Origin of the sequence: Dryocola clanedunensis, assembly GCF_038405435.1 — a bacterium.
Classification (GTDB): domain Bacteria; phylum Pseudomonadota; class Gammaproteobacteria; order Enterobacterales; family Enterobacteriaceae; genus Dryocola; species Dryocola clanedunensis_A.
Genome location: NZ_JBBYHZ010000004.1, coordinates 323772 through 347280 on the forward strand (window position 1 = coordinate 323772; position 23509 = coordinate 347280).

At 57.2% G+C, this 23509-nt stretch carries 21 protein-coding genes and 1 riboswitch; of the genes, 12 read left to right on the forward strand and 9 right to left on the reverse strand.

What is annotated here, in order from left to right; genetic code table 11:
• Positions 1 to 26: 26 nt before the first annotated feature.
• Positions 27 to 124: riboswitch (TPP riboswitch) on the reverse strand.
• 135 nt (positions 125 to 259) lie between these two features.
• The 5 genes from AAE045_RS12085 to AAE045_RS12105 all read left to right on the forward strand — a co-directional run bounded on the left by AAE045_RS12085 (position 260) and on the right by AAE045_RS12105 (position 5559).
• Positions 260 to 871, forward strand: a complete 612-nt coding sequence (locus AAE045_RS12085) for a PAAR domain-containing protein (RefSeq protein ID WP_455547933.1) — start codon at positions 260 to 262, stop codon at positions 869 to 871.
• Positions 849 to 1124 carry a hypothetical protein gene (locus AAE045_RS12090; RefSeq protein WP_455547934.1) on the forward strand — a complete coding sequence of 92 codons (276 nt, stop codon included), beginning with the start codon at positions 849 to 851 and terminating at the stop codon, positions 1122 to 1124. Before AAE045_RS12085 ends, AAE045_RS12090 begins: the two co-directional genes overlap by 23 nt.
• Positions 1125 to 1521: 397 nt before the next feature.
• The gene (locus AAE045_RS12095; protein WP_455547935.1) at positions 1522 to 2304 is read left to right on the forward strand and encodes a hypothetical protein; all 783 of its coding nucleotides are present in this window, start codon (positions 1522 to 1524) and stop codon (positions 2302 to 2304) included.
• Between the two features lie 219 nt (positions 2305 to 2523).
• The gene (locus AAE045_RS12100; RefSeq protein ID WP_455547936.1) at positions 2524 to 4941 is read left to right on the forward strand and encodes a DUF3772 domain-containing protein; all 2418 of its coding nucleotides are present in this window, start codon (positions 2524 to 2526) and stop codon (positions 4939 to 4941) included.
• A gap of 243 nt (positions 4942 to 5184) precedes the next feature.
• Positions 5185 to 5559, forward strand: coding sequence for a hypothetical protein (locus AAE045_RS12105; RefSeq protein WP_455547937.1), 375 nt, complete (start codon positions 5185 to 5187; stop codon positions 5557 to 5559).
• 127 nt (positions 5560 to 5686) lie between these two features.
• Here the strand turns inward: AAE045_RS12105 and AAE045_RS12110 are convergent, their stop codons facing one another.
• The 3 genes from AAE045_RS12110 to AAE045_RS12120 are packed head-to-tail and all read right to left on the reverse strand — an operon-like array spanning position 5687 to position 10265.
• Positions 5687 to 6928 (reverse strand): c-type cytochrome, encoded by a 1242-nt coding sequence (locus AAE045_RS12110; RefSeq protein ID WP_455547938.1) that lies wholly within the window; start codon positions 6926 to 6928, stop codon positions 5687 to 5689.
• Complete coding sequence (locus AAE045_RS12115; RefSeq protein WP_455547939.1) at positions 6925 to 7479, reverse strand: (2Fe-2S)-binding protein; 555 nt, start codon at positions 7477 to 7479, stop codon at positions 6925 to 6927. Before AAE045_RS12115 ends, AAE045_RS12110 begins: the two co-directional genes overlap by 4 nt.
• Complete coding sequence (locus tag AAE045_RS12120) at positions 7476 to 10265, reverse strand: xanthine dehydrogenase family protein molybdopterin-binding subunit (protein ID WP_455547940.1); 2790 nt, start codon at positions 10263 to 10265, stop codon at positions 7476 to 7478. Before AAE045_RS12120 ends, AAE045_RS12115 begins: the two co-directional genes overlap by 4 nt.
• Before the next feature lie 172 nt (positions 10266 to 10437).
• Between AAE045_RS12120 and AAE045_RS12125 the strand changes: the two genes are divergently transcribed.
• Positions 10438 to 11028: a nucleotidyltransferase family protein gene (locus AAE045_RS12125; RefSeq protein WP_455547941.1), complete on the forward strand. Its 591-nt coding sequence runs from the start codon at positions 10438 to 10440 to the stop codon at positions 11026 to 11028.
• Complete coding sequence (locus tag AAE045_RS12130) at positions 11015 to 11983, forward strand: XdhC family protein (RefSeq protein ID WP_455547942.1); 969 nt, start codon at positions 11015 to 11017, stop codon at positions 11981 to 11983. The genes AAE045_RS12125 and AAE045_RS12130 overlap by 14 nt, the downstream gene beginning before the upstream one ends.
• Positions 11984 to 12046: 63 nt before the next feature.
• On the opposite strand, the gene AAE045_RS12135 is transcribed toward AAE045_RS12130, so the two are convergent.
• On the reverse strand, positions 12047 to 12514 hold the full coding sequence (locus tag AAE045_RS12135) for a YehS family protein (protein WP_202302851.1): 468 nt from the start codon (positions 12512 to 12514) through the stop codon (positions 12047 to 12049).
• 177 nt (positions 12515 to 12691) lie between these two features.
• The gene (gene apbC / locus AAE045_RS12140; RefSeq protein ID WP_455547943.1) at positions 12692 to 13804 is read right to left on the reverse strand and encodes an iron-sulfur cluster carrier protein ApbC; all 1113 of its coding nucleotides are present in this window, start codon (positions 13802 to 13804) and stop codon (positions 12692 to 12694) included.
• Positions 13805 to 13965: 161 nt separating this feature from the next.
• On the opposite strand from apbC, the gene metG reads away from it, so the two are divergent.
• A complete protein-coding gene (gene metG, locus AAE045_RS12145; RefSeq protein WP_455547944.1) occupies positions 13966 to 15996 on the forward strand; it encodes a methionine--tRNA ligase in 2031 nt (676 codons plus the stop codon).
• Between the two features lie 88 nt (positions 15997 to 16084).
• Here the strand turns inward: metG and AAE045_RS12150 are convergent, their stop codons facing one another.
• Positions 16085 to 17305, reverse strand: a complete 1221-nt coding sequence (locus AAE045_RS12150) for an MdfA family multidrug efflux MFS transporter (protein WP_455547945.1) — start codon at positions 17303 to 17305, stop codon at positions 16085 to 16087.
• A 180-nt stretch (positions 17306 to 17485) separates the two neighbouring features.
• Between AAE045_RS12150 and AAE045_RS12155 the strand changes: the two genes are divergently transcribed.
• From AAE045_RS12155 to deoR, 3 genes are all read left to right on the forward strand, one after another.
• The gene (locus tag AAE045_RS12155) at positions 17486 to 18226 is read left to right on the forward strand and encodes a phosphatase PAP2 family protein (RefSeq protein WP_455547946.1); all 741 of its coding nucleotides are present in this window, start codon (positions 17486 to 17488) and stop codon (positions 18224 to 18226) included.
• On the forward strand, positions 18223 to 18831 hold the full coding sequence (gene ybjG, locus AAE045_RS12160) for an undecaprenyl-diphosphate phosphatase (RefSeq protein ID WP_455547947.1): 609 nt from the start codon (positions 18223 to 18225) through the stop codon (positions 18829 to 18831). The genes AAE045_RS12155 and ybjG overlap by 4 nt, the downstream gene beginning before the upstream one ends.
• A 112-nt stretch (positions 18832 to 18943) precedes the next feature.
• Complete coding sequence (deoR, locus tag AAE045_RS12165; protein WP_455547948.1) at positions 18944 to 19708, forward strand: DNA-binding transcriptional repressor DeoR; 765 nt, start codon at positions 18944 to 18946, stop codon at positions 19706 to 19708.
• On the opposite strand, the gene dacC is transcribed toward deoR, so the two are convergent.
• Entirely contained in the window at positions 19709 to 20878 is a 1170-nt protein-coding gene (gene dacC, locus AAE045_RS12170) for a serine-type D-Ala-D-Ala carboxypeptidase (protein ID WP_455548064.1), read from the reverse strand. It abuts the gene before it with no gap.
• 287 nt (positions 20879 to 21165) lie between these two features.
• Here dacC and AAE045_RS12175 point away from each other — a divergent pair, with 287 nt between their 5' ends.
• Positions 21166 to 21792, forward strand: a complete 627-nt coding sequence (locus AAE045_RS12175; protein WP_455547949.1) for a glutathione S-transferase family protein — start codon at positions 21166 to 21168, stop codon at positions 21790 to 21792.
• Here AAE045_RS12175 and AAE045_RS12180 read toward each other — a convergent pair.
• Together AAE045_RS12180 and AAE045_RS12185 are read right to left on the reverse strand one after the other, a co-directional pair.
• Positions 21789 to 22898 carry a PQQ-dependent sugar dehydrogenase gene (locus tag AAE045_RS12180; RefSeq protein ID WP_455547950.1) on the reverse strand — a complete coding sequence of 370 codons (1110 nt, stop codon included), beginning with the start codon at positions 22896 to 22898 and terminating at the stop codon, positions 21789 to 21791. The two genes, AAE045_RS12175 and AAE045_RS12180, sit on opposite strands and share 4 nt — an antisense overlap.
• Positions 22899 to 23017: 119 nt before the next feature.
• Entirely contained in the window at positions 23018 to 23401 is a 384-nt protein-coding gene (locus AAE045_RS12185; RefSeq protein WP_455547951.1) for a biofilm formation regulator BssR, read from the reverse strand.
• Positions 23402 to 23509 lie beyond the last annotated feature (108 nt).

A 23509-nucleotide genomic window follows, 5' to 3' on the forward strand; every position in this document is an offset into this window, starting at 1 on the left:
TCCTGTCCGGCGTGAAGAAGGGATACCGGACAGGTATCTGACTTCCCTACGCTGGCATTATCCAGATCAGGTGGTACGGGTATTTCTCAGCCTTCAACGAAGAAGGGCACCCCGAGTCTCAAGACTGGCAGAATAAGCAGATGGCGATAGCAAAGCAAGCTTCGCTGAAATATCTGACAATTTGCTTTATTCGTGGTTTTTGCAACATATGGGGGCTTAAAATAGCAATCAGCACAATGGACAATCCGTAGAGGGACTTATGGCAAAAGGTTATATTTTACATATGAACGATCCCACCACCTGCGGTGGGCGGGTGCTTGAAGGGGCACCAAACAGAAGAACCAACGGCATCTCAGTCGCCCGCATGGGCGACACTGTGACATGTGGTAAAGATGGCAAGGCTTACCGCATCGTAGGTGGCATTTCGTGGATAACCACCGACGGTCGGCCTGTTGCAGGCAGCCTCGACAGCATCAGTAGTTGTCCCTGTAATGCACGATTTATTCCCCAGATAACCGTACAATCCTATGAATCCAGAAGTCGTTCGGAGTCATTAGCTTCCCCCCATTTAGCATTTGCTGAATTTGCTGGCTCAGCATCTTTAACAACATTTGAGCAAACAGAACCAGAACAGCATGCTCAGACAGCAAAGAAGAAAAACAGCTTTGCTGACACCTGCAAGCCAGAGGATAACGAACTATTAAACGGCGTTTACATCTGGACTGAAACCAAAAACGCAGGTCACGCTTTCGTTTCGGTGCACGAGAATAACAATGTCTATCTCTATACGTATGATTCATTATCTCCGTATTCCGGCGGCACTGTAGGTGGCGTATTAGGGGGATCTTATGGCGATGACGAACAGAACTAAAACCGTTTTCCGATGGGGTGGAATTGTCATTGTATCGCTATGCTACTTTATCGCACTGGTGCTATCTACCTTCTCTTTTTCCGCATTCAGCGAGAGTGAAAGTATGCGGTTTTCTGGCCCAATCCCATTAAAAGAGTACCAGGCTTCTATAGACTCGATCATGCAAGCCACCGATGGCGTTTTTATTGTCGCCCTTTTTGGCTTTGCGATCTGCGTGCCTCTCATCCTACTGATCTTTAAAAAGGTGAGATGACCGCCAAAGGCTGGAACCCTCCAGCCTTTCCCTCTTCCCTGATTCTACTTATCACCTCCGTTAAAAATGGGGGGATTACCATTTGACGGACGGCTTCTTCCTTTAATTTAGGTGTAAATCGTGGTGTGCCCATACGCTCCTCCTATGCTCAAACTATAGGGCAGGATCGTCTACCGGGGCGGGGTCAGTCTAACTGAGCCATGTTCCCTTTAGCTGGATAACGTACGCAAAACAATCCAAAAAGAGATGTTGGCAAATCACAGTGATAACAAGCTTGTCGGCCTTTCGTATTAAACTCCTAAATCTTCCCCAAAATTTAAGTTAAAACAACCTGAAGATCGCGCTCTCTGAAAGTTTGTCTATTATTCAAGTATTTCCCCTGGACTACTGGAATAGTATGAAAAAAGCAATTTGCTTTAGCGCCCTGGCGCTCTTCGCGGGCAACGCCTGGTCAGCCGGAGGCAGCCCGGATGCTGCGCAGGCCAATAACCCGCTGGCTAACATGACCGCATTTAACATGCAGAACTACTACATCGGTGACGTCAGCGGTACTGACAAAGATGCCAACCAGTTCTGGTTTCGTTATGCCTCCCCTTTCTCAATAGGAGACAGCGACTGGCTGTTACGCGCCTCTTTGCCCGTCAATACCTATCCTTCTCCCCCGACCGGCGGGCATACCACAGGGGTTGGCGATCTTAACCTGTTTGCCTCCTGGCTTATTGATACCGGCAATCCCGCCGTGAGCTTCGGCTTTGGCCCGCAGATTACGGCCCCTACGGCTTCTGAGGACGCCGTTGGTACAGGTAAATGGTCCGCAGGCCTGGTTAACGTTCTTTTTAACGCCAGCAATCCAAAATTTCAGTACGGCTATCTCGCCTCCTGGCAGCATAGCTTTGCCGGGGAGGACGATCGCAGCAACGTTAATCTGGCCACCTTCCAGCCGTTTCTTTTTTATCAGTTAGGCGGCGGCACTTACTTACGCTCTGCCCCAATCTGGGCTTATAACCTGCATAATGATAATTACAGCGTTCCGCTGGGGCTCGGTATTGGTCAGGTCATCAAGAGCCAGAAAACGGTGTATAACTTCTTCATCGAGCCGCAGGGTTCTATCGCAGACAGGGGTGATGGACAGCCGCGCTGGCAGATTTTCGCCGGGCTTAATCTCCAGTTCTTAAATTAAGCGTCAGGTTTAACAGATATAAGGGGGAGATCCTGCTGTCTGGATCTCCCCTTAACCACCCCACTGCTCCTGGCGTCCGTCCGGGCGCGCTGAAAACTGCGCAAATCGCCTGCGACCGCAGCATTGTCAGACAAACAGAACTATTCATCTCGTAAATAAAAGGTATTCTTAAGCGGTTGCCAATGGCCGTTTCATTTACGATTTTTTCCGGGTACTTTCATGCCAAAAATATTCAGGTTGCCGCTCTTACTGGCTCTTCTCTCCTGCTTGCTGTTAACGCCTTTTTTATCGAACGCAGACGAGAGCACCGGCCAGGCCACGACCGAGCAGCCCGTTAAGGTCAACGCCAGCACCGAGCTGCCGGCCTTACAAAAACGGCTGGATGCGCTCAAGCAGCGCGCTTCTACCGCGAAGGTTGATAAACAGTTTTCCAGCCTGAATGATGACGCGCAAAAGCTCGCCGCCGATGCCGATAAGCTGGGCGCGGCCCTGGCTCCCCAGCTGGCGCAGGTTAAAGCGCAGCTGGACGTTCTGGGCCCCGCACCCGCGCCGGATACGCTGAAAGAAACGCCGCAGGTGGTCAGCCAGCGTAAACAGCTCAACAACAGCAAAACGCTGCTCACCACCCAGATTGAACAGACGAAGGCGATTGGCGTGGGGGCACAGAATCTTTCTGCGCAAATCTCCGGCCTGCGCCGCGACGCGCTGAAAACGCAGATAGCCCTGAATACCGGCAGCATTCTGGGCGCGAAGTTCTGGTCGCCGCTTATCGACCCGAGCGATAAAGACGCCGATCGCTTTGCCGATTTTGGCGCGCAGGTCAGCAGCGCCTGGGAGCAGGCATGGAGTGAAGAGTGGCGCCTGGGCTCCGGTCTCTTCCTGCTGCTGGCGCTGGGCATCGGCGTGTTTGGCCGCCGGGTGCTGGATATGCCGATCAACTGGGTACTGCCGCGCTGGCTGCCGCAGGGAAGATTGCGCCGCAGCTTCCTCGCCTGCTTTACCACGCTGAGCACGACGTTCACGCTGGGCATCAGCATGCAGCTACTGTGCTATATCTTCACCCGCCTGCCGGACACCCCGCAGATGGTGATAGAGTTTGCCGACCAGCTTATTCAGCTGACCTATATTTCAGCGGTGATCGCCGGGGTGGGTATTGCCCTGCTGTCTAACCGCCACCCCTCCTGGCGCCTGCCGGGCATGGCGGATCGGCTGGCAAAATCGCTGGCGTCGTTCCCGGTTCTGCTGGCGGGTTCAATCTTTATCTTCGGCTCGATTGAGGAGCTGAACGCCCTGGTCAGCGCGAGCATCGACGCCACACTGTTCGGCAACGGCCTCTCCGCCCTGCTGGTCGCGCTGATTTGCATTATTGCGCCAATCCGCGTCAACCGTATGCGCCGCAAGATGCGCGCCGACGGCGAACAGACTGAAGTCCGATCCACGCTGGCAGGCCTTATCCACCTGGTCATCAGCCTGACGGCGTTTGTGATCCTGCTGGCGCTGCTGATTGGCTATATCCCGCTGGCGCGGTTCGTTACCTTTGAGCTGCTCTGGGTCGGCATCGTTCTCAGCGTGCTCTATTTGCTTATTCACTTCGTGGTCGATCTGGCGGAAAGCGTTTTTTCTCCCACCACCCATAGCGGCACGATATTAAAAAGTACGCTCAGCGTGAACGATCGCCATCTGTCGCTGGCCTCCACGCTCTGTTCCGCCCTGGGCAAAGCAACCCTGCTGCTGCTGGCCGCCTTCGCGCTGCTGAACGGTACGCTGGGTGCCACCACGCCGCTGGAGCTGCTCAGCAAAATTGCCGATATGTGGGGCGGAAAAGGCCTCGAGGGCATGAACATCATCCCGGCGCACGCGGTCAATGCCGTGCTGTTCCTGGTGATCGGCTGGTACATTCTGCGCTCCACGCGCCGCTGGCTGGATAAAGACTTCCTGCCGAAGACCACCATGGATCGCGGCATGCGGGCCTCGCTGGTAACGCTGTTTACCAACGTTGGCTACGTGCTGATTATCATGCTGACGCTATCGATGCTCGGCATTGAGTGGAACAAGCTGGCGTGGATCGTCAGCGCCCTGTCGGTGGGGATCGGTTTTGGCCTGCAGGAGATCGTGAAGAACTTTATTTCCGGCCTGATCCTGCTGACCGAACGTCCCGTTAAGGTCGGCGACCTGGTCAGCATCAGCGGCGTGGAGGGCGATATTCGTCGTATTAACGTGCGCGCCACTGAAATTCAGCTCAGCGATAAATCGACGGTTATCGTCCCGAACTCCCAGCTTATCTCGCAAAACGTGCGAAACGCCACCATGGGCAACGCCCAGGGCGTCGCCACTATTACGCTGACTTTCCCGCTGGATATCGACCCGGAGCAGGTGCGTAATTTACTGCTCGAAGCCTATGGCCTGCATGAATCCATTCTGGAAAATCCGGCGCCTTCCGTGAGCTTTAAGGAGCTGGGGCCAAACGGGATCGTGCTGAGCGTGACCGGCTATGTGAACAGCCCTCGTATGGTCGGCGGCGCGCGTAGCGACCTGCTGTATGAAATTCTCAAGATGCTGCGGGCGGCGGATATCAACCTCAGCCAGACGCAGACGATGATCCTCGAGCAGCCCACCAAAGTAGTCACCGAAGAGTAACCCTCTCCGCCGCTGGTGAAAAAAGCCAGCGGCGCCTTCGAACGCAAGCCGCAGAAAATCGCTCGAAACTCCGCTGCGGGAAGCTATATTTATTAAGAATATTTACCGCAAAACACATTCACCAGTTTGATTTATGTCAACGTGGCTCGCCCCGGCCAGCCGCATTATCTCGCCGGACAAATATTCCATTTCATATATTCACCTGACGTGAGTAATGAGAATTTTAAAATAAGAGAGTTAATGATGAGCAAACTGAAAACGATGGCGCTGGTTCTGGGCTTTGTGGCTTTTTCGGCCAGCGCGGCGCTGCCGCTGTTCAACGGCAAAGGCGCGCCGGGTGATGTGCATATCGACCAGAACGGGCCGGTCTACCTGAACGGCAAAGAGCTGAAGCTGAAGAAAGTGAACGATAACTTCTATGAGGCTCGCGGTCAGGGCGTGGTGCTGTCTATCGCGGTAATGCCGGACGGTAACGCGTCCGTAAGCTGGACGGGTAAAAACCGTGCCCACGGTGAAATCCTGCCCGAAGATCAGCAGGCGGTGAAAGGCCCTTCGGGCCGCGATCTGGACTGTTCTCGTGCGGATTTGACCAACGCTGAAATGAAGGCCTGCCAGTAAAAAAATAAGGTGGATGACGCTTCGCTTATCCACCCTACGTTTGTTCAGTGTCGGGAAAATAAGCGTAGCGTCAGCCACCAGTTTCAGTCGTAGGGCGGATAAGCGTAGCGTCATCCGCCGGTTTTAGTTACTTCTCAGGGCGCAAAGCCTTCACCTGCTCGGCGGTCACATCCCCCGGTAAGCCACCCCAGGTCACCCGCAGATAGTTCACCAGCTCGGCAATCTGCTCGTCGTTCAGGCGATCGCCGAAGCCCGGCATGCTCTGCATGCTTTCGCCGTTCGGGAAGTTCTGCGCAGCCAGGCCGTCCATCACCGACACGATCAGGTTTTTCGCATCCGGCTGGCGCAGCGTGGCGTTGTTCAGCATCGGCACCGCGACGTGCGGTTTACCCTCGCCTTCACGGGCGTGGCATCCCGCGCACTGATCCAGATACGTCATGCGCCCTGCGTCATTACCCTGGCCGAGCTTCGCCGCAACCGCTGCCGGTGGCTTCTCGCCCGTCAGGTAGGTCGCCATCGCCTGACTATCTTCTTTCGTCAGATGCTGCGTGCTGAGATCCACCACCATATGCATTTCGCTGAACGCGCTGCCCTGAGGCGCAATGCCCGTCGCCAGGAACTGCTTCACGTCGCCCTGCGTCCAGCCGCGCTGCGCCATCGCTTTCGGCGTGATATCCGGCGCCATAAAGCGGCCCAGCGGCCCGCCCTGCATCGCTTTATCCAGCTTCATCTGGCCCAGCAGCCCGCGCTCGGTATGGCATTCGCCGCAGTGGCCCAGCACGTCCGCCAGATAGCGGCCACGGTGCCAGTCGGCGGAATCACCTTCTGAAATCGCCGGCAGCGGATCTTTGCTGTGGAACAGAATATTCCAGCCAATCAGCGCGACGCGCTGGTTGAACGGGAAGGCCATGTCGTTATCAGGAATGGCTACGTCCACCGCCGGGCGCGTCATCAGATACGCGTACATATCATCTGAATCCTGCCGCGAAATACCCTTGTAGGAGGTGTAAGGCATCGCCGGGAACAGATGGCGTCCCCCCGGCGCAACGCCGTCGGTCAGCGCTTTGTAGAAGTCGTCTTTCGTCCAGCGGCCAATGCCGTAGTCTGCCGATGGCGTGATGTTGCTGCCGTAAATCGTGCCGTAAGGGGACTCTAACGGATAGCCTCCCGCCAGCGGCGCGCCGCCGGATGCCGTGTGGCAGGCCGCGCAGTCCGCTGCTTTGGTCAGATACTTACCGCGTTCAATTTGCTCTTTGCTGGCGGTGACCTTCTGCACCGGGCCATCCCAGGTGCGGTATTCCCGCCAGTAGAGCACGGCGACGATAATAATGATTATCGCCAGCACGATTAGCGCGAGACGCTTTTTCATTTCACCGTCTCCTTCAGCAGCCCCGGCGTTTTCAGCACCACGTCGCGCACCGCTTCGTAGTAGCGCACATAGCCCGTACAGCGGCAGATGTGATTTTCCAGCGCCTTGGAGATAGCCCCTTCCAGATCTTCGCGGGCGATCGGCTGGCGCTTAAGCTGTTCAACAAAGATGGTTGCCGCATTCACAAAGCCCGGCGTGCAGTAGCCGCACTGGAAGCTGTAGTGGTCAAGAAACGCCTGCTGGATGGCGGACAGTTCAACGACTTCGCCCTGCTCGTCCACTTTCGCGATACCTTCAACGGTACGCACTTTTTTACCGTTGAAGAAATGCGCGCCTGTGATACAGGTGCGTACTTCTTCGCTGGTGCCGCTTGGGTTATCGACAATCGCCACGCAGGCGTGACAGATGCCCTGCCCGCAGCCCAGACGGGATCCCGTCATGTGAACGTATTCGTGCAGGAAGTCGATCATCATCAGCCCTTCCGGCACGTCCACCGGGCCGTACTGTTTGTTGTTCAGGGTCAGGGTTAGCGGCCTGGTTTTGATGCTCATGGTAATACCTCACGAATATTTTCAGCACGGACGGGCAAATCACGGAAACGGTGGCCGGTGGCGTCGGCGATGGCGTTAACCAGCGCGGCGACAACCGGGATCATAACGACTTCAGCCATGCCTTTTGGCGGATCGGTTTCCGAAAGCGCAGGCATGATGTCGCCGGTCTGCTGCCAGACCGCAACGTCGGCTGCGCGCGGCAGGTGATAACGGTTGAAGTTCCACGTCCCGTCACCCGGCCCGTCTTCATACAGCGGGAGATATTCGTGTAAAGCGTGGCCGATCCCCATGGCCAGGCCGCCCTGCAGCTGCCCGGAAACCAGCTCCGGCACAATCAGGTTGCCGCACTCCATAATCGAGTGGTGGTTAAGCACGTCGACTTTGCCGTCAGCACGGCCCACGGCAATTTCCACCAGCGTGCCGACCGCACTGTAATAAGTTACCGACGCGTTGTTACGCTGCGTTGGCGGGTAGTAAACGTGTTCACGATTGATCGCGGCAAACTCGCCATTCCCCGTGCGCACGGAAAGTGCGTCGACCGGCAGGCGGCGGCTCTGGCTGGCGATGGTGAAATCCGCTTCCGCCCACTGCCAGCGGTTAAAGACGTGAACAACCGCGCCGGTCAGCAGGCCCAGCTCGTAGGCCTTTTTCGCCAGACGCTCAAAGCTGAGGATTTCCATCCCCGCGCAGGTCAGGCCGCCTTCAACCCAACGGGCATCCTCAATACGCACGACCAGCGGAGCCGCCTGGCCGCCGCCGATGCCCGTGGTCCAGATGGCCATTGCCGCAGGCCACAGGCCGTGTTCAAACACCAGACGCGCCGCTTCACGCGTGCTGTGGGAGAAATAGAAAGCAGAGTTGCTCGCGCTTGACGGTGAACAGTAAGACGGTGACCAGGCCGGATTAGCGGCCAGCTTGTCCTGCTCTTCCTGGGACATGATGTACGGATCGCCGCTGGTGACGACCGGCAGCATGGACCAGTCGGTCACGGAGAAATGCGATTGATCGGCAGGTTTACCCAGCCACTGGGCGCAAAGCACGGACTGGGAGGTGGACATCCCGGTGCCCATTTCCGCGCCGCTGTGGTACAGGGTGATGCGTCCGTCCTCGCTGAACTCTACGCGGGCAAAGGAGGTTTCCGCGCCCGTACCGAAGTCTTTCTGCACGCAGCCGAAGCCCACGCCGTAAAGCTTGCCTGGGTTTTTGCTTTCGAATTCCGCTTTACGCTTTGCGCGATCGATCCAGATTTCATGCTTCGCCGCTTTCGCCAGCACTTCGTCCACGCGAATTGCGCCCGCCGGGATTGCCCCCTGGGTATTTTTCATTCCGGACTTCAGCGCGTTGCGCATGCGGAACTCGATAGGATCGAGCTTCAGCTCGGCGGCAATTTCGTCCACCATCATCTCGGTGGCGGCCATGCTTTGCAGCGTGCCGTAGCCGCGTGCCGAACCGGCGTCAATCGCGCGGGAAGCGATGCCAACCGCAGAGAGATCGCTTTTCGGGAAGTAATAAATGGACTGCGCGGCGGTTGCCCCCACCATCGCTACGGATGGCGTAAAGTTGCTGCGCCCGCCGCCGTTGGCGATCATCGAGCCGAAGAAGGACTGCATCATGCCGGTGCTTTTATTCACCCCGATGGTGTAGTCCATATCGAACGCGTGGCGCTTGATGGAGGTCTGGAACTGCTCGTAGCGGTCGTTCGCCAGCCGCACGGGGTGGCCGTCGCCGTACATCGCCGCTACCGCGCCGTAATAAGGGAAGTTGTAGTGATCTTTCGAGCCGTAGCCCACGGTATAGCAGGGGTGCAGGATTAGCTGTTTCACCGGCTGGGTACGCTTTGCCAGCATACGCGGCAGCTCGTCCGCCACTTCCTGCGGTGACTGGGTTGGCACCACCAGATGCAGCGTCTGCGTAGCTTCGTCGAACCAGCCGTTGGCGTTATCCGGCTCCAGCGCTGCGGTATCAATGGACTGCGTGGTGTAGCGACGGGAGAGCACCAGCCAGTCGTCCGGCGGGCTTTTCAGCTCATCGGCAATCGTCGCGGCGAAGTGCATGCCCTCTTCGTCCAGCTTGCCGCCTTCGCGCCCTTCAGGCCAGACCGGCAGGTGCTTTTTCATCGCCACCGGGAAGATCGGCATATCTTTCAGGCTGGAGAACTGGTCGTCATCCTGGGAGGTTGCGCCGCCCACGCGAACAAAGCGGAAGGTGCCCCACGGGTCACGCTCAAGCACGCCTGTTTCTGCGCCGTATTTCACGACGCCTTCTTTGAATTTGATCTTGTCTTTGGCAAAGCGGAAGCGGGCAAAATCGTGGTAAATAAGGATTGCTACGGCCTGGCCCAGATAGGCTGGCGTTTTGCCCGACGGCAGCAGCATGTCGTCGCCATAAAAAGCCGGGAAAGCAAGGCCATCGCGCGCCAGATCTTCTGCGGTAACTACGCGGTCCGGCTGCAGATCGTCGCCCAGCAAAGAGAGATCGATACCCGTAAACAGGCGATCGGCTTTGGTGGTGCGGATAATAAAGGCGTGGGCCTGTTTCTGCGGCCAGTGCGGCATGTCGACGGCGCGAATATCACGGGCAAAGACCTTATGCCCCATGACTTTTGAACGGCCATCGATTCTGAAACGAATGCGTTTTTTCTCCGCGTCCCAGTTGGGCGCGAGAAGGATTTTTTCTTCGAATAGCGCGGCGTATGCGCGGCTGTAGAGCGGGGCCAGATAGACAGAAACGCCCGCGACCACCGCGCCGGTAATAAACCGACGCCGCGATGGATTGAACTTGCTCATAAAGCTTCCCTTTAAAACTATTATTGTTTTTTATTCGCTGCCGAAGGGTGATTAAAAATGCATCTCCGTAGTGATTATAAGTATATGCTTTTAAGTGAAACCATGTGAGAATTAACATCTCATTTTCATAAAAAAAACAAAATTGTTCACCACCGAGAGGGGGAAAATCCTCATGAAGCCCGGCATTATTATTGCCGCTGCGGGCCTGGGCACGCGCTTTAGCCTGGCGGGCGGAACCGGACATAAGCTCGGCGCCGCGCTGGCAAACGGCAGCGTGTTTGAACAGACGCTGCGAAACGCCTGCGCCAGCGGTCTTGCGGTGCACGTGGTGACTCGTCCGGACAACCTTCACGTTCAGCAGATCTGCTCCGCTCAGCGCATCCCCTTTACCCTTATCACGAGCGAAGGACTGGGTGAATCCATTGCCGCAGGCGTTGCGGCGACGGCTAGCTGGCACGGCTGGCTGATACATCTTGCCGATATGCCGTTTGTCCCCCCTGCCGTTTTCATACGGATAGCCGATGCGCTAGGGCAACACGCTCTGGTACGGCCCCGCGCAGACAACCAGCCCGGCCACCCGGTTGGCTTCTCTTCCGTCTGGCGTAAAGAACTTTGTCAGTTAACGGGCGACGACGGCGCGCGTGAACTTTTGCGCGGCCAGCCGCTATATTTCATAGAATTAAAAGATTCAGAGTTTCTGCGGGATATCGATCTCCCGTCGCAGCTGCCTTCAGCGAGTAATAATGCCCATGCAACATCTTGATATTAGCGTGCTCAACCAGTCCCTTAGCTGGCTGGAACAGCAGCCGGTCTGGCTGTGTACCGTGCTCAGAACCTACGGTTCCTCCCCGCGCTCGCCCGGCGCGCTGATGGCGGCAACGGCGGACGGCCGTTTCTGCGGATCGCTGTCCGGCGGCTGCGTTGAGGACGATTTTTTACAGCGCATCGGCGCTGGCGAATACCGCGCCGCCAGCCAGATTGTTCGTTACGGTGAAGGCGGCCTGACGCCCGGCATCGCGCTGCCCTGCGGCGGCGTGCTGGATATTCTGGTGGAGTATTTACCCGCCGGGGAGGCCAGCGCCACTTATGTGGCAAAAATGCTGGAAGCGCTAAACGGCCATTTCGCCCTGCAAAAGCGCCTCGAGGTTGGGCAGCCATGCAGGCATCTGGAAGTGACTGATTTTGCGGACGTCACTCAGGTGGAGATTAACGAAAAGGAGATCACCCTTCACGTTGCCGCCGCGCCACGGTTGCTTATCGCTGGCCTGTCGAGCGTGGCGCTCTACTGCGCGGACTTCGCCCAGTCGCTGGGGTTTGAGGTCGTGGTCTGCGAAAACCGCCCGGAGGCGCTGGAAAACTTTATCGGGCAGCTTAAGCCGGGCATTACGCTGCTGAAACAGTTTCCGGCCAACTATCTGGAGCAGCAGAACTGCCATGCCAACACCGCCATTGTGGCCCTCACCCACGATCCACGCATGGACGATCTGACCATGATGGAGGCGGTAAACACGCCCGCGTTTTATATCGGCGTGATGGGGTCGCAGAAGAACAGCGCAAAACGGCTGGAGCGGCTGCAGAATATTGCGGAGTTAAACAGCGAAGAATTAAAGCGGATTCAGGCGCCCATCGGCCTGAAGCTTGGCAGCAAAACGCCAGCGGAGATTGCGCTGGCGGTCATGGCGGATATTGTAAAACGGAAGAACGAAGCGCGGGGTTAAGAATAGTTGTCAGCTGCCGTTGTAGGTGGATAAGCGAAAGCGTCATCCACCAAAACCAGCCAACTATTTCTTAGGCTGAACTCGTGCGGTCAAACCACGCAGGAAGTAGCGCAGGAACTGGTCGCCGCACTCGCGGAAGTTTTTGTGCTCAGGCGCACGCATCATCGCGGTAATTTCCGGCATGGAGATGCGGAATTCCTGCGAGGTCAGAATTTCCAGCACGTCGTCGCTTTTCAGGTCGAAGGCAATACGCAGCTTTTTCAGGATGATGTTATTGGTCATCTTGCGCTCAAGCTTTGGCGCCGGGCGGCTTTCGTCTTTACCGCGGCGGAAATAGATCAGGCCGTTTAAGAAGTTAGCCATCAGAATATCCGGGCAGAGCTTGAAGTTCTCTTCTTCTTCCTTCTTGGTCCAGGTCACGATTTGCTCGGCGGTGACCGTGGTATCCGTCAGGGCGAAAATTTTCACCATGTCGTCATTGTTCAGGTTCAGCATGTAGCGCACGCTGCGTAATACGTCGTTGTTCATCATGGTGGAAAATCTCTCGTTCAGGATCTCGAAAAGCGGGCAGTATATCGGGAAGCATGGGCGTTGTAACAAAAACTACGTCGTTATATATCCCTTAATGGTGGAAGACGCTCTCGCTTTTCCACCCTACCAGGCCCGGGCGTGTTTAGAGCGGGTAAGGTTACTCACCCGCTACAACATTTAAACGGCCCGGAAAGCGATATCGGCTGGGATAACTTCACCCTGCCAGTAGAGCTGCGCCGCTACGCGGCCTGCCAGTTCGCGGTATATCGCGGTGAATTCGCTGTCAGGGCGGCTGACCACGGTTGGCGTACCCGCATCCAGATCTTCACGCAGCGTGATGTGCAGCGGCATCTGGCCCAGCAGCGAAGTGTGATACTGCTCCGCCAGCTTCTGTGCGCCGCCGGTGCCGAAAATAGCCTCGTGGTGTCCGCAGCTGCTGCAAATGTGCATGCTCATGTTCTCGACGATACCCAGCACCGGCACGTCCACCTTCTCAAACATCACGATGCCTTTACGGGCGTCGATAAGCGCAATGTCCTGCGGCGTGGTAACGACCACGGCACCGGTAACAGGAATGTTTTGCGCAAGCGTCAGCTGGATGTCGCCGGTGCCCGGCGGCATATCCAGCACCAGATAATCCAGATCCGGCCACATGGTTTCCTGCAGCATCTGCATCAGCGCCTTGCTGGCCATCGGGCCGCGCCAGACCATGGCGTTTTCGTCTGTCACCAGATAACCGATAGAGTTAGTGGCAAGCCCGTGTGCAGTTATCGGCGTCATGTGCGTGCCGTCCGGCGAGGTTGGACGCTCGTGCTCCGCGCCCAGCATGGTCGGGATCGATGGACCATAAATATCCGCATCCAGAATGCCGACCTTCGCCCCTTCTGCGGCCAGCGCCAGAGCGAGGTTAACCGCCGTGCTGGATTTGCCGACGCCGCCCTTGCCGGAGCTGATGGCAATAATGTTCTTCACACCGCTGATGCCCGGATGATTTTTGACGCGCTTTAAGGTGGCGATGTTGTGGCTGAGCTTCCAGTCCACCGCTTTCGCACCGGTGATGCGCAGCAGATCCGAACTGCACTGCTCCTGTAGCGCTTCGAAGCCGCTGCGCCAGACGAACGGCATCAGCAGCTCAACGTGCAGCGTGTCGTCAAGCATCGCGACGTGGTGTAGCGCTTTGAGCGCGGTGAGGTTGTGCTTCAGGGTTGGGTGTTGAAAATTGGCCAGCGTTCCGGCAACCATGGCGCGCAGCTGCTCCGGGGACTTACCTGGCTGGGATTGAGAGCTCATCCCGACTCCTTATGTTTTTTATCGACAATTGCAGTTTGTTAAGCATACCAGATGCCGCCTGGGGCGATAAAATTTCCTTGTGCACCTTGTGTGGTTTACCCCGGGGCGGGCTTTCGGTTAACATCAAAGCCCTTTTCTCTCTAGAAGATGCAATTCCTACTATGGCTCATGTCGCGAAAAAATTATTGGTAACGTGCGCACTCCCGTACGCTAACGGCTCAATCCACCTCGGTCACATGCTCGAGCACATTCAGGCTGACGTCTGGGTCCGTTACCAACGAATGCGCGGCAACACGGTCAACTTCATCTGTGCGGACGACGCCCACGGTACCCCTATCATGCTGAAAGCCCAGCAGTTAGGCATTACCCCGGAGCAGATGATTGGCGAAATGAGCCAGGAACATCAGACGGACTTCGCCGGCTTTAACATCAGCTATGACAACTATCACTCCACACACAGCGATGAAAACCGCGAGCTGGCGTCGCTGATGTATGGCCGCCTGAAAGAGAACGGTTTTATTAAAAACCGCATCATTTCGCAGCTTTACGATCCGGAAAAAGGCATGTTCCTGCCGGACCGCTTCGTGAAAGGCACCTGCCCGAAGTGTAAATCACCGGATCAGTACGGCGATAACTGCGAAGTTTGTGGCGCGACCTACAGCCCAACCGAGCTTATCGAGCCTAAATCAGTGGTCTCCGGCGCTACGCCAGAAATGCGCGATTCCGAGCACTTCTTCTTCGACCTGCCGTCGTTCAGCGAAATGCTGCAGGCCTGGACCCGCTCCGGCGCGTTGCAGGAGCAGGTCGCCAACAAGATGCAGGAGTGGTTCGAGTCTGGCCTGCAGCAGTGGGATATCTCCCGCGATGCGCCTTACTTCGGCTTTGAAATCCCGGACGCGCCGGGCAAATACTTCTACGTCTGGCTGGACGCGCCAATCGGCTACATGGGCTCCTTCAAGAACCTGTGCGACAAGCGCGACGACCTGGACTTTGACGAGTACTGGAAAAAAGACTCCACCACCGAGCTGTATCACTTCATCGGTAAAGATATCGTTTACTTCCACAGCCTGTTCTGGCCGGCGATGCTGGAAGGCAGCGGTTTCCGCAAGCCGACCAACCTGTTCGTGCACGGCTACGTGACGGTAAACGGCGCGAAGATGTCCAAGTCCCGCGGCACCTTTATTAAGGCCAGCACCTGGCTGAACCATTTTGACGCCGACAGCCTGCGCTACTACTACACCGCGAAGCTCTCTTCCCGCATCGACGATATCGACCTGAATCTGGAAGATTTCGTGCAGCGCGTGAACAGCGATATCGTCAACAAAGTCGTTAACCTGGCGTCCCGCAATGCGGGCTTTATCGCCAAACGTTTCGACGGCGAGCTGTCCGCTGAGATTGCCGACCCGGCGCTGTACAAAACTTTCACCGATGCGGCGCAAAGCATTGGCGAAGCGTGGGAAAGCCGCGAGTTTGGCCGTGCGGTGCGTGAAATCATGGCGCTTGCCGATGTGGCAAACCGCTACGTCGACGAACAGGCGCCGTGGGTTGTCGCTAAGCAGGAAGGTCGTGACGCCGATCTGCAAAGCATCTGCACCATGGGCATCAACATGTTCCGCGTGCTGATGACCTGGCTGAAACCAGTCCTGCCAACGCTTGCGGAACGTGCTGAAGCGTTCCTGAACTGCGAGCTGAGCTGGGACAGCATCAATACCCCGCTGCTCAGCCACAGGGTGAACAACTTTAAGGCGCTCTACAACCGCATCGAGATGAAGCAGGTTGAGGCGCTGGTTGAAGCATCGAAGGAAGAAGTGAAGGCGGCAGCGGCCCCGGCCACCGGCCCGCTGGCGGACGATCCGATTGCTGAAACCATCACTTTCGATGACTTCGCAAAAGTTGATCTGCGTATTGCGCTGATCGAGAAAGCCGAATTCGTGGAGGGCTCCGACAAGCTGCTGCGCCTGACGCTGGAAATCGGCGGCGAGAAGCGTAACGTCTTCTCCGGCATCCGCTCTGCCTACCCTGACCCGTCCAGGCTGGAAGGCCGTCTGACCATGATGGTGGTCAACCTGGCGCCGCGTAAAATGCGCTTCGGCATCTCCGAAGGCATGGTGATGGCCGCAGGCCCTGGCGGGAAGGATATCTTCCTGCTGAGCCCGGACAGCGGCGCTCAGCCTGGAATGGCCGTTAAGTAAAAACAAAATACCCCGGCAAGCCGGGGTATTTTTTTAGCAATGAGCATAGCGGTTGTAGGGGGACAGGCGTCAGCGCCATCCGCCGGGTTTATGCATCCGTCCGGTTCCCCACGCTCTTATCCTTCAGAAACACCACCATCAGCCCCAGCCACAGCACGCCGCCCAGCAGATTAAACAGGCTGAACAGCCCGCTGCCGCCGTGGAGATAGGCGTGCTTGCTGACTTCAATCCCAACCGTAAAGATCAGCATTTGCAGCATGCCCATCGCCGCCGACACCGTGCCTTTGCTCATCGGGCTGGCAAACAGCGTCAGGCGCACCAGGCCCGCGTTGGCAAGGCCAATCCCGTAAGCGTACAGGCTAAGCCCTGCGGTCATCCACAGATAAGCATGGCTGGAGACGACGGTAGCTGCCGCCGCCACAATCAGGCCAGGCACAATCCACCAGCCGCCCATGATAATCAGCGAGCGCACGCTGCGCCGGGACGTTAAGCGCGCCAGCACCAGGTTCCCCAGAATCAGCGCGCCGAAGATTGGCACCTGCAGCAGGCCGTATTCGTAGGTGCTGAGCTTTTCACCGCTGATGATAATTACCGGCGACTGGGCAATCCACGCCAGCAGCGGCAGGCTGACAAAGCCGATAGCCAGCGATCCGGCGACAAAGCGGACGTTTTTCAGGACCAGCTTGTAGTCATGCCCAAGGTCTTTGAGGGAGAGCTTCTCGCCCAGGCGCGTGGCGGTTTCCGGCATCGCACGGTGCAGGCCAAAGAACGAAAAGGCTGCCAGCACGGCGAACAAAATAAACATGGTTTCCCAGGGCGCGTAATGCACCCACGCCGCGCCAACCAGCGGCCCAAGCAGCGGGGCTATCAGCGCCACGTTCGCCATCAGCGCGGTTATCTTGATGCAGACCGCCTCCTCGAACGACTCTTGAATAGCCGCGTAGCCCACCGCGCCGATAAAGCACAGGCTTATCCCCTGCAGGAAGCGCAGGAAGGTGAACTGCTCGATGCTTTGCGCGAGCAGGGTGGCAAGGCAGGTGACGATAAACCAGACCACGCCGGTCAGCATCACCGGACGGCGGCCAATGCGGTCCGACAGCGGCCCTAACAGCCACTGTAAAAACATGCCGCCTGCGAGATAGGCCGTCATCGACGTAGGAACCCATTCGATACCCGCGTTGTACTGTTTAACGACCTCCAGCATGCCGGGCTGGATCATGTCGTTGCCGATGTAGGTAGAAAATTCATAGAGCACCAGGCACAGCGGGAAAAGCAGCGCCTGGCGACCCAGTCGTTTGTTATTTTGCATTAGTAACTCGAGAGGATAATGACCTGAAGAAACGAAAATCACGCGCAGTTTAATCAATTGCCCGCGCGGCTGATAGTAAATTGTGGCTGAAAAAGCGGGATATAGCACAACGGGTATTTCGTTTAAGGTTTTCTTAAGATCGCCTGCGTATGCTGCTCTTTTCCATTAAATAGTTCAGCTATGACGATCCAGGACAAACTCCCGCTATCCGCTAAAGTTGGGGCAATTAAGACAAACCCGCTTTACCGCCTGCCGCCGCGCTTTTACCTTTACCAGTTCTGCTGGCTGCTTCTGCTTGCCGTGGTGTTTACCTGGCTGTCGCGCAATGAAGGGCTGGATCGCCTGATGACCGGCTACTGGTACGACGCTGCCAGCCATCGCTTCCCGTGGCAGAAAAATCAGCTGCTGGATCTGATTAACCACCGGCTGCTGAAAGATATTGTCATTGCCGGGGCCGTAATCGGCCTGTTTTACGGCCTGATTCGCCGCCAGCCGCGCTTAGTCACCGTTGCGGTACTGTTCGGGCTTGGCGCACTGACGGTGGGCGTGCTGAAAGCCACCAGCCACCACTCCTGCCCGTGGGATCTGCTGGAGTACGGCGGCAAGGCTATCTCTTATCCGCTGTTCGGCCACGTGCCGGACGGCAGCGGGCCAGGACGCTGTTTCCCCGGCGGCCATGCCTCCAGCGGCTTCGCGGTGATGGCGCTGTTTTTCCTGTTTTACCGCGAGCGTCCGACGCTTGCCTGGTGCTGCTTCGCAGGCGGTGCCGCCCTCGGGCTGATAATGGGCTATGGCCAGGTCATGCGCGGGGCACACTTTTTCAGCCACAACCTGTGGGCAGGTTGGTGGGTATGGCTAACGCAGATTGTGGTGTACGGCATCGTCTCCACTCTGCTGGTTAAGGAACCACAATCGCTATGATGGAACAACTCAATCAGACGCTCTTTTTACTGATTAACGCCACCCCAGATTCGCCGGAGTGGACGATTAAGCTGGCGATTTTCATCGCCAAAGATCTGATTAATATCGTCCCGCTGCTGATTGCTATTCTCTGGCTGTGGGGCCAGCGCAAACAGATCGCCGCCCAGCGCGAGGTGGTCATCAAAACCTCGATGGCTATCATTATCAGCGTGTCGCTCTCCTGGATAATCGGCCATATTTTCCCGCACGACCGTCCCTTCGTAGAGGGGATTGGCTATAACTTCCTGCACCATGCGGCGGACGACTCCTACCCAAGCGACCACGGCACGGTGATCTTCACCTTCGCCCTCGCCTTCCTGCTCTGGCACCGGCTGTGGTCGGGCGTGGTGCTCTTTGCCATTGCCTGCGCCATCGCCTGGTCGCGGGTTTATCTGGGCGTCCACTGGCCGATGGACATGCTCGGCGGGCTGCTGGTCGGGCTGTGCTCGTGCCTGTGGTCGCAAATGATCTGGAACCAGTGGGGCGCGAACATCTACCGCCGCCTGCATCAGCTGCACCGCTTCTGCTTCGCGCTGTTTATCCGCAAGGGCTGGATACGTGACTAAGCGGCAATCGGCAGGTAATATCTGCTCTGACACGAACGGCGGGTAGCGCAGGCTTATCCGCCCTAGCTTTTAAAAACCCGGCAGCGCCGGGTTTTTACTGTTCAGAGGCATTATGGAAACCCGGCGCGACGAACGCATCACCCGCCTGATTCAGGCGCTTAAACGCAGCGATAAAATCCACCTGAAAGACGCGGCCCTGCTGCTTGGCGTTTCGGAGATGACTATTCGCCGCGATCTGAACGGCGAGGCTGGCCCCGTCGTTCTGCTGGGCGGCTACGTCGTACTCGAACCGCGCAGCTCGTCCGTCAGCCACTATCTTTTAAGCGATCAGAAGACGCGCCAGGTTGAAGAGAAGCGTCAGGCCGCGCGGCTGGCCGCCGCCATGATCCGCCCGCATCAGACCGTGTTTTTCGACTGCGGCACCACCACGCCCTACATCATCGAAGCGCTGGATAACGATCTGCCGTTTACCGGCGTCTGCTATTCCCTGAACACCTTTCTGGCGCTCCAGGACAAGCCCAACTGCCGGGTCATTTTAAGCGGCGGCGAGTTCCACGCCAGCAACGCGATTTTCAAACCGATCAATTTTCAGGAGTGCCTGAGCAACCTCTGCCCGGACGTCGCCTTTTTCTCGGCGGCGGGGCTGCATACGCGCCACGGGGCAACCTGTTTTAATCTGGATGAGCTGCCCGTGAAACACTGGGCGCTGTCGATGGCACAGCAGCGTGTGCTGGTGGTGGATGGAAGCAAGTTCGGCAAGGTGCGCCCGGCCTGCATGGGGCCGCTCTCCTCGTTCAATACGATTATCAGCAATGAAAAACCCGCCGCGGAGTTTGTGGAGTACGCCGCGGCGGAAGCTGTCAGGCTGGTGTGGTGATCAGGAGAACCAGCTGCCGAACCAGGCGTGGAATTTCATCAGCACAAAGTCCCACATGCGGCTGAAGAAGCCGCCCTCTTCAACGGCCTCCATCACCATCAGCGGACGCTGCTCTATGACCTTATTATTGAGCTGGAAGTTAATCTTGCCGACCACCTGCCCTTTCTTCAGCGGCGCGGTCAGCTGGGGCTGATCGAGGGTAAAGCTCGCCTTCAGGTTCTTCAGCTGCCCACGCGGGATGGTCACTGAGCCCGCCTCACCCGCGCCCAGCTTCACTTCGCTGCTGTCACCAAACCAGACTCGTTGCGTCACGAAGGTGGCATCCGGCTTGATCGGGGTGACAGTTTCAAAGAAGCGGAAGCCCCAGGTCAGCAGCTTTTCACTCTCGTTAAAACGAATGCGGTCGGTTTTCGTTCCCAGCACAACGGAAATCAGGCGCATATCGCCCTGGGTAGCGGAGGAGACCAGGTTGTAGCCCGCCCCGGCGGTGGTGCCGGTTTTCATGCCATCCACGTTCAGGTTAGAGCTCCACAGCAGGCGGTTGCGGTTCGGCTGCTTGATTTTATTGAAGGTGAACTCTTTCTCTTTGTGGATGGCGTACTCTTCAGGCACGTCGTGGATCAGCGCCCGGCCCAGTAGCGCCATGTCACGGGCGGTACTGAACTGCCCCGGCGCGTCAAGACCGTGTACCGTTTTGAAGGTAGTGCTGGTGAGGTTGAGCTTCTGGGCGTAGTTGTTCATCAGGCTAACGAAGGAGTCCTGGCTGCCCGCCACGTAGTCGGCAATGGCAATACTGGCGTCGTTACCCGACTGGATAATCACGCCTTTGTTCAGGTCTTCAACCGAAACCAGATCGCCCGGCTTCAGGAACATCAGCGATGAGCCGCGCAGCACCGGGTTGCCGGTCGCCCAGGCGTCTTTGCCGATGGTGACCATATCGGTCAGGTGGATTTTGCCCGCCTTCAGCGCCTGGCCCACGACATAGCTGGTCATCAGCTTGGTCAGGCTGGCCGGATCGAGCTTCTCGTCGGCGTTACCTTCCGCCAGCACCTTGCCGCTGGCGTAGTCCATCAGTATCCAGGCTCGCGCCTCAACCTGCGGCGCGTTCGCCGTTTGTTCTTCTGCTACCGCCGGGGCTGCCAGCAATAAAAGGGTCGTCCCTGCAAGCATTGCTCGTAATGACGCTGGGATTTGCAAAATCTTCATAAAACCACCCGAGTATCCATTCTAAAAAAAATCACGACGCGCGCCGCACTCATTGTTTCAAGTTGTAAGTAAGCTAGCGTGCGAACCCGCTTAAAGAAACATGGCGTTGGTAAAGTTTGTTAAGTTTATTCGATATTTTGCGCACTTGCCGCAGTCGCGCCTGTTTTTTTCTGGTCCGTTGAGGTGCTATGGTGTTTTCTTAAACGAAGATCGCAATTAATCGCAAACAGCCACGCTAAACAGGAGCGTTTATGATAACCGTCTGGGGCAGAGACAATTCGACCAACGTGAAGAAAGTACTGTGGTGTCTGGAAGAGCTGGGGGAAGAGTATCAGTCCATTCCGGCGGGTGGGAAGTTTGGTAAAATGCATGACGCAGAGTATCTGGCGATGAACCCCAACGCGCTGGTGCCCTGCATTCATGACGACGCCACGAACCTGACGCTGTGGGAGTCCAACACCATTGTTCGCTATCTGGCTGCGCAGTACGGCAAAAACACCCTGTGGGTGGACGATCCGGCCGCCCGCGCTCACGGTGAAAAATGGATGGACTGGGCGGCAGGCACGCTGGTCAGCCCTTTTCGCGGGGTCTTTATGGGCCTCGTGCGTACCGAACCAGCGCTGCGTGACCACAAGCTGATTGAAGAAAGTATCGCCCAGTGCGACGCGCTCTTTGGCATTCTGGATGCCGAGCTGGCGAAACAGCCGTGGCTGAGCGGCTCAGCGTTTGGCCCTGCGGATATCGCCCTCGGCCCGTCAGCTTATGGGCTGCTCAACCTGGATATCCAGCTGGGGCCGCACGTCAACCTGCTGCGCTGGTATCAACAGCTGACCCAGCGCCCGGCGTTCCAGAAAACGGTCATGATCCCACTGAGCTAACTTTTCGGGCTTAGCTTCAGCAGCTGCCCGTCAGAGGCGTCGGTCAGGACATAAAGATAGCCGTCCGGGCCGACGCGTACATCCCTGATCCGCTCTTTGTGGTCGTCCAGCAGGCGCTGCTGGTCCGTTACCTTATCGCCGCTGATCGTCAGCTCAATCAGATTTTCGTCCTTCAGCGCGCCGATAAACAGCCTGCCCTTCCACTGCGGGAATTTGTCCGCGTTATAGAACGCCATACCGCTTACCGCCGGGGAGACTTTCCAGTAATAGCTCGGCTGTTCGGTCCCCGCTACAATTTCTCCTTTCGCCTCCGGGATCTTCATGCCGCTGTAGTTAATGCCCCAGGTGGCGATCGGCCAGCCGTAGTTTTTACCCGCCTGCGGGATGTTAATTTCGTCGCCGCCGCGCGGCCCGTGCTCGTTCAGCCACAGCTCGCCGTTGGCGGGGTTGATGGCCATCCCCTGCGGATTGCGGTGTCCGTATGACCAAATCTCTGCCCGCGCGCCCTGCTTATCCGCAAACGGGTTATCCTTCGGCACCGTGCCATCTTCGTTCAGCCGCACCAGCTTGCCCTGAAGCTTGTCGAGATCCTGCGCCGTTGAGCGCTGGTTATTTTCCCCGAGCGCGATAAACAGGTGCCCTTTGCCGTCAAACACCATGCGCCCGCCGAAATGGTTGCCGGTGGAAAGCTTAGGCTGCTGGCGGAATACGACTTTGAAATCTTCAAGACGTTGCAGATTAGGGCTTAGCGTGCCGTAGCCCACGGCTGTGCCCGCTTTATCGTCAGCGCCAGCCTCGGCATAGCTCAGCCATACCCGGCGGCTATTGGCAAAATCGGGGGCCAGCACAACGTCAAACAGCCCGCCCTGTCCGTGCGCCCAGACTTTCGGCACGCCCGCGATAGGGTCGCCCAACCCCTCTTCCGGCTGCCAGCGGCGCAGCTGGCCGTCACGCAGGGTAATCAGCATGCCTTTATCGTCCGGCAAAAATGCCAGCGACCAGGGGTGATCGAGTTTGCTTTGCAGCACGTCAACGTTGACCCCGGCGGCACAGGCAAGGACCGGGGCAAACAGAAACGCGGTGGCGATGAGGGTGCGGGACGGCATGGCATTCTCCTTTTCCGGTAACAGGATAAGGGTAGCCGCCCGACTTCATGAAAGAGGTATTTTTACATAACCTTTAACGGCTGTTGGGGGAGTCCTTCCCCCGTTGCCAGCCTGGCCCGTCACGACTCAACGGCCAGCTCCACGCTTAGCAAAGCGCTGAGGCTGGACGCCAGACGGTCGTGGCAGCTTTCGAGCTTATCCGCATCGATGGCGATATAGTGCGGACAGTCGTGCCGCCCCGTCATCAGCGCAATGGCTGCGGCAGAAAGCGCAGCGTTTGCCTGTCCTAAAGCCGCCATCTCATCCGCAGCAAGCTCATGCTTAAGGCGCGGAGCGCTTTCGCGATAGACATTACATAACTCAAACAAGCTGTCGCGCAGACGCTCGCTTTCACTCACCGACATGTAGCCTTTTGCCCGCCGCAAAGAGAGATAAGCGGCGACATCTGTTTTCGCGACGATCATTTTTTGCAGCAGATCGCGCCCGAGCATACTCATGGCCATACCTTTTCCCTCCTCTTCGTGTGCCTGTAATACTTAGTTATAGTATGGTTATTTTTTAGGCGATCGGCGGCGTTTTTGCGGCAGACTTTGATCCACCGCAAGCTGATT

Excerpts from the sequence above, each read along its gene's own strand:
- AAE045_RS12105 (WP_455547937.1), top strand. The coding sequence starts at position 5,185 with ATGAGCAAACTGAAAACGATGGCGCTGGTTCTGGGCTTTGTGGCTTTT.
- AAE045_RS12100 (WP_455547936.1), top strand. The coding sequence starts at position 2,524 with ATGCCAAAAATATTCAGGTTGCCGCTCTTACTGGCTCTTCTCTCCTGC.
- AAE045_RS12095 (WP_455547935.1), top strand. The coding sequence starts at position 1,522 with ATGAAAAAAGCAATTTGCTTTAGCGCCCTGGCGCTCTTCGCGGGCAAC.
- apbC (WP_455547943.1), bottom strand. The coding sequence starts at position 13,804 with ATGAGCTCTCAATCCCAGCCAGGTAAGTCCCCGGAGCAGCTGCGCGCC.
- metG (WP_455547944.1), top strand. The coding sequence starts at position 13,966 with ATGGCTCATGTCGCGAAAAAATTATTGGTAACGTGCGCACTCCCGTAC.
- AAE045_RS12130 (WP_455547942.1), top strand. The coding sequence starts at position 11,015 with ATGCAACATCTTGATATTAGCGTGCTCAACCAGTCCCTTAGCTGGCTG.
- AAE045_RS12175 (WP_455547949.1), top strand. The coding sequence starts at position 21,166 with ATGATAACCGTCTGGGGCAGAGACAATTCGACCAACGTGAAGAAAGTA.
- AAE045_RS12135 (WP_202302851.1), bottom strand. The coding sequence starts at position 12,514 with ATGATGAACAACGACGTATTACGCAGCGTGCGCTACATGCTGAACCTG.
- deoR (WP_455547948.1), top strand. The coding sequence starts at position 18,944 with ATGGAAACCCGGCGCGACGAACGCATCACCCGCCTGATTCAGGCGCTT.
- AAE045_RS12155 (WP_455547946.1), top strand. The coding sequence starts at position 17,486 with ATGACGATCCAGGACAAACTCCCGCTATCCGCTAAAGTTGGGGCAATT.
- AAE045_RS12150 (WP_455547945.1), bottom strand. The coding sequence starts at position 17,305 with ATGCAAAATAACAAACGACTGGGTCGCCAGGCGCTGCTTTTCCCGCTG.
- AAE045_RS12185 (WP_455547951.1), bottom strand. The coding sequence starts at position 23,401 with ATGGCCATGAGTATGCTCGGGCGCGATCTGCTGCAAAAAATGATCGTC.
- ybjG (WP_455547947.1), top strand. The coding sequence starts at position 18,223 with ATGATGGAACAACTCAATCAGACGCTCTTTTTACTGATTAACGCCACC.
- AAE045_RS12120 (WP_455547940.1), bottom strand. The coding sequence starts at position 10,265 with ATGAGCAAGTTCAATCCATCGCGGCGTCGGTTTATTACCGGCGCGGTG.
- AAE045_RS12125 (WP_455547941.1), top strand. The coding sequence starts at position 10,438 with ATGAAGCCCGGCATTATTATTGCCGCTGCGGGCCTGGGCACGCGCTTT.
- AAE045_RS12180 (WP_455547950.1), bottom strand. The coding sequence starts at position 22,898 with ATGCCGTCCCGCACCCTCATCGCCACCGCGTTTCTGTTTGCCCCGGTC.
- AAE045_RS12110 (WP_455547938.1), bottom strand. The coding sequence starts at position 6,928 with ATGAAAAAGCGTCTCGCGCTAATCGTGCTGGCGATAATCATTATTATC.
- AAE045_RS12115 (WP_455547939.1), bottom strand. The coding sequence starts at position 7,479 with ATGAGCATCAAAACCAGGCCGCTAACCCTGACCCTGAACAACAAACAG.
- AAE045_RS12085 (WP_455547933.1), top strand. The coding sequence starts at position 260 with ATGGCAAAAGGTTATATTTTACATATGAACGATCCCACCACCTGCGGT.
- AAE045_RS12090 (WP_455547934.1), top strand. The coding sequence starts at position 849 with ATGGCGATGACGAACAGAACTAAAACCGTTTTCCGATGGGGTGGAATT.
- dacC (WP_455548064.1), bottom strand. The coding sequence starts at position 20,878 with ATGCTTGCAGGGACGACCCTTTTATTGCTGGCAGCCCCGGCGGTAGCA.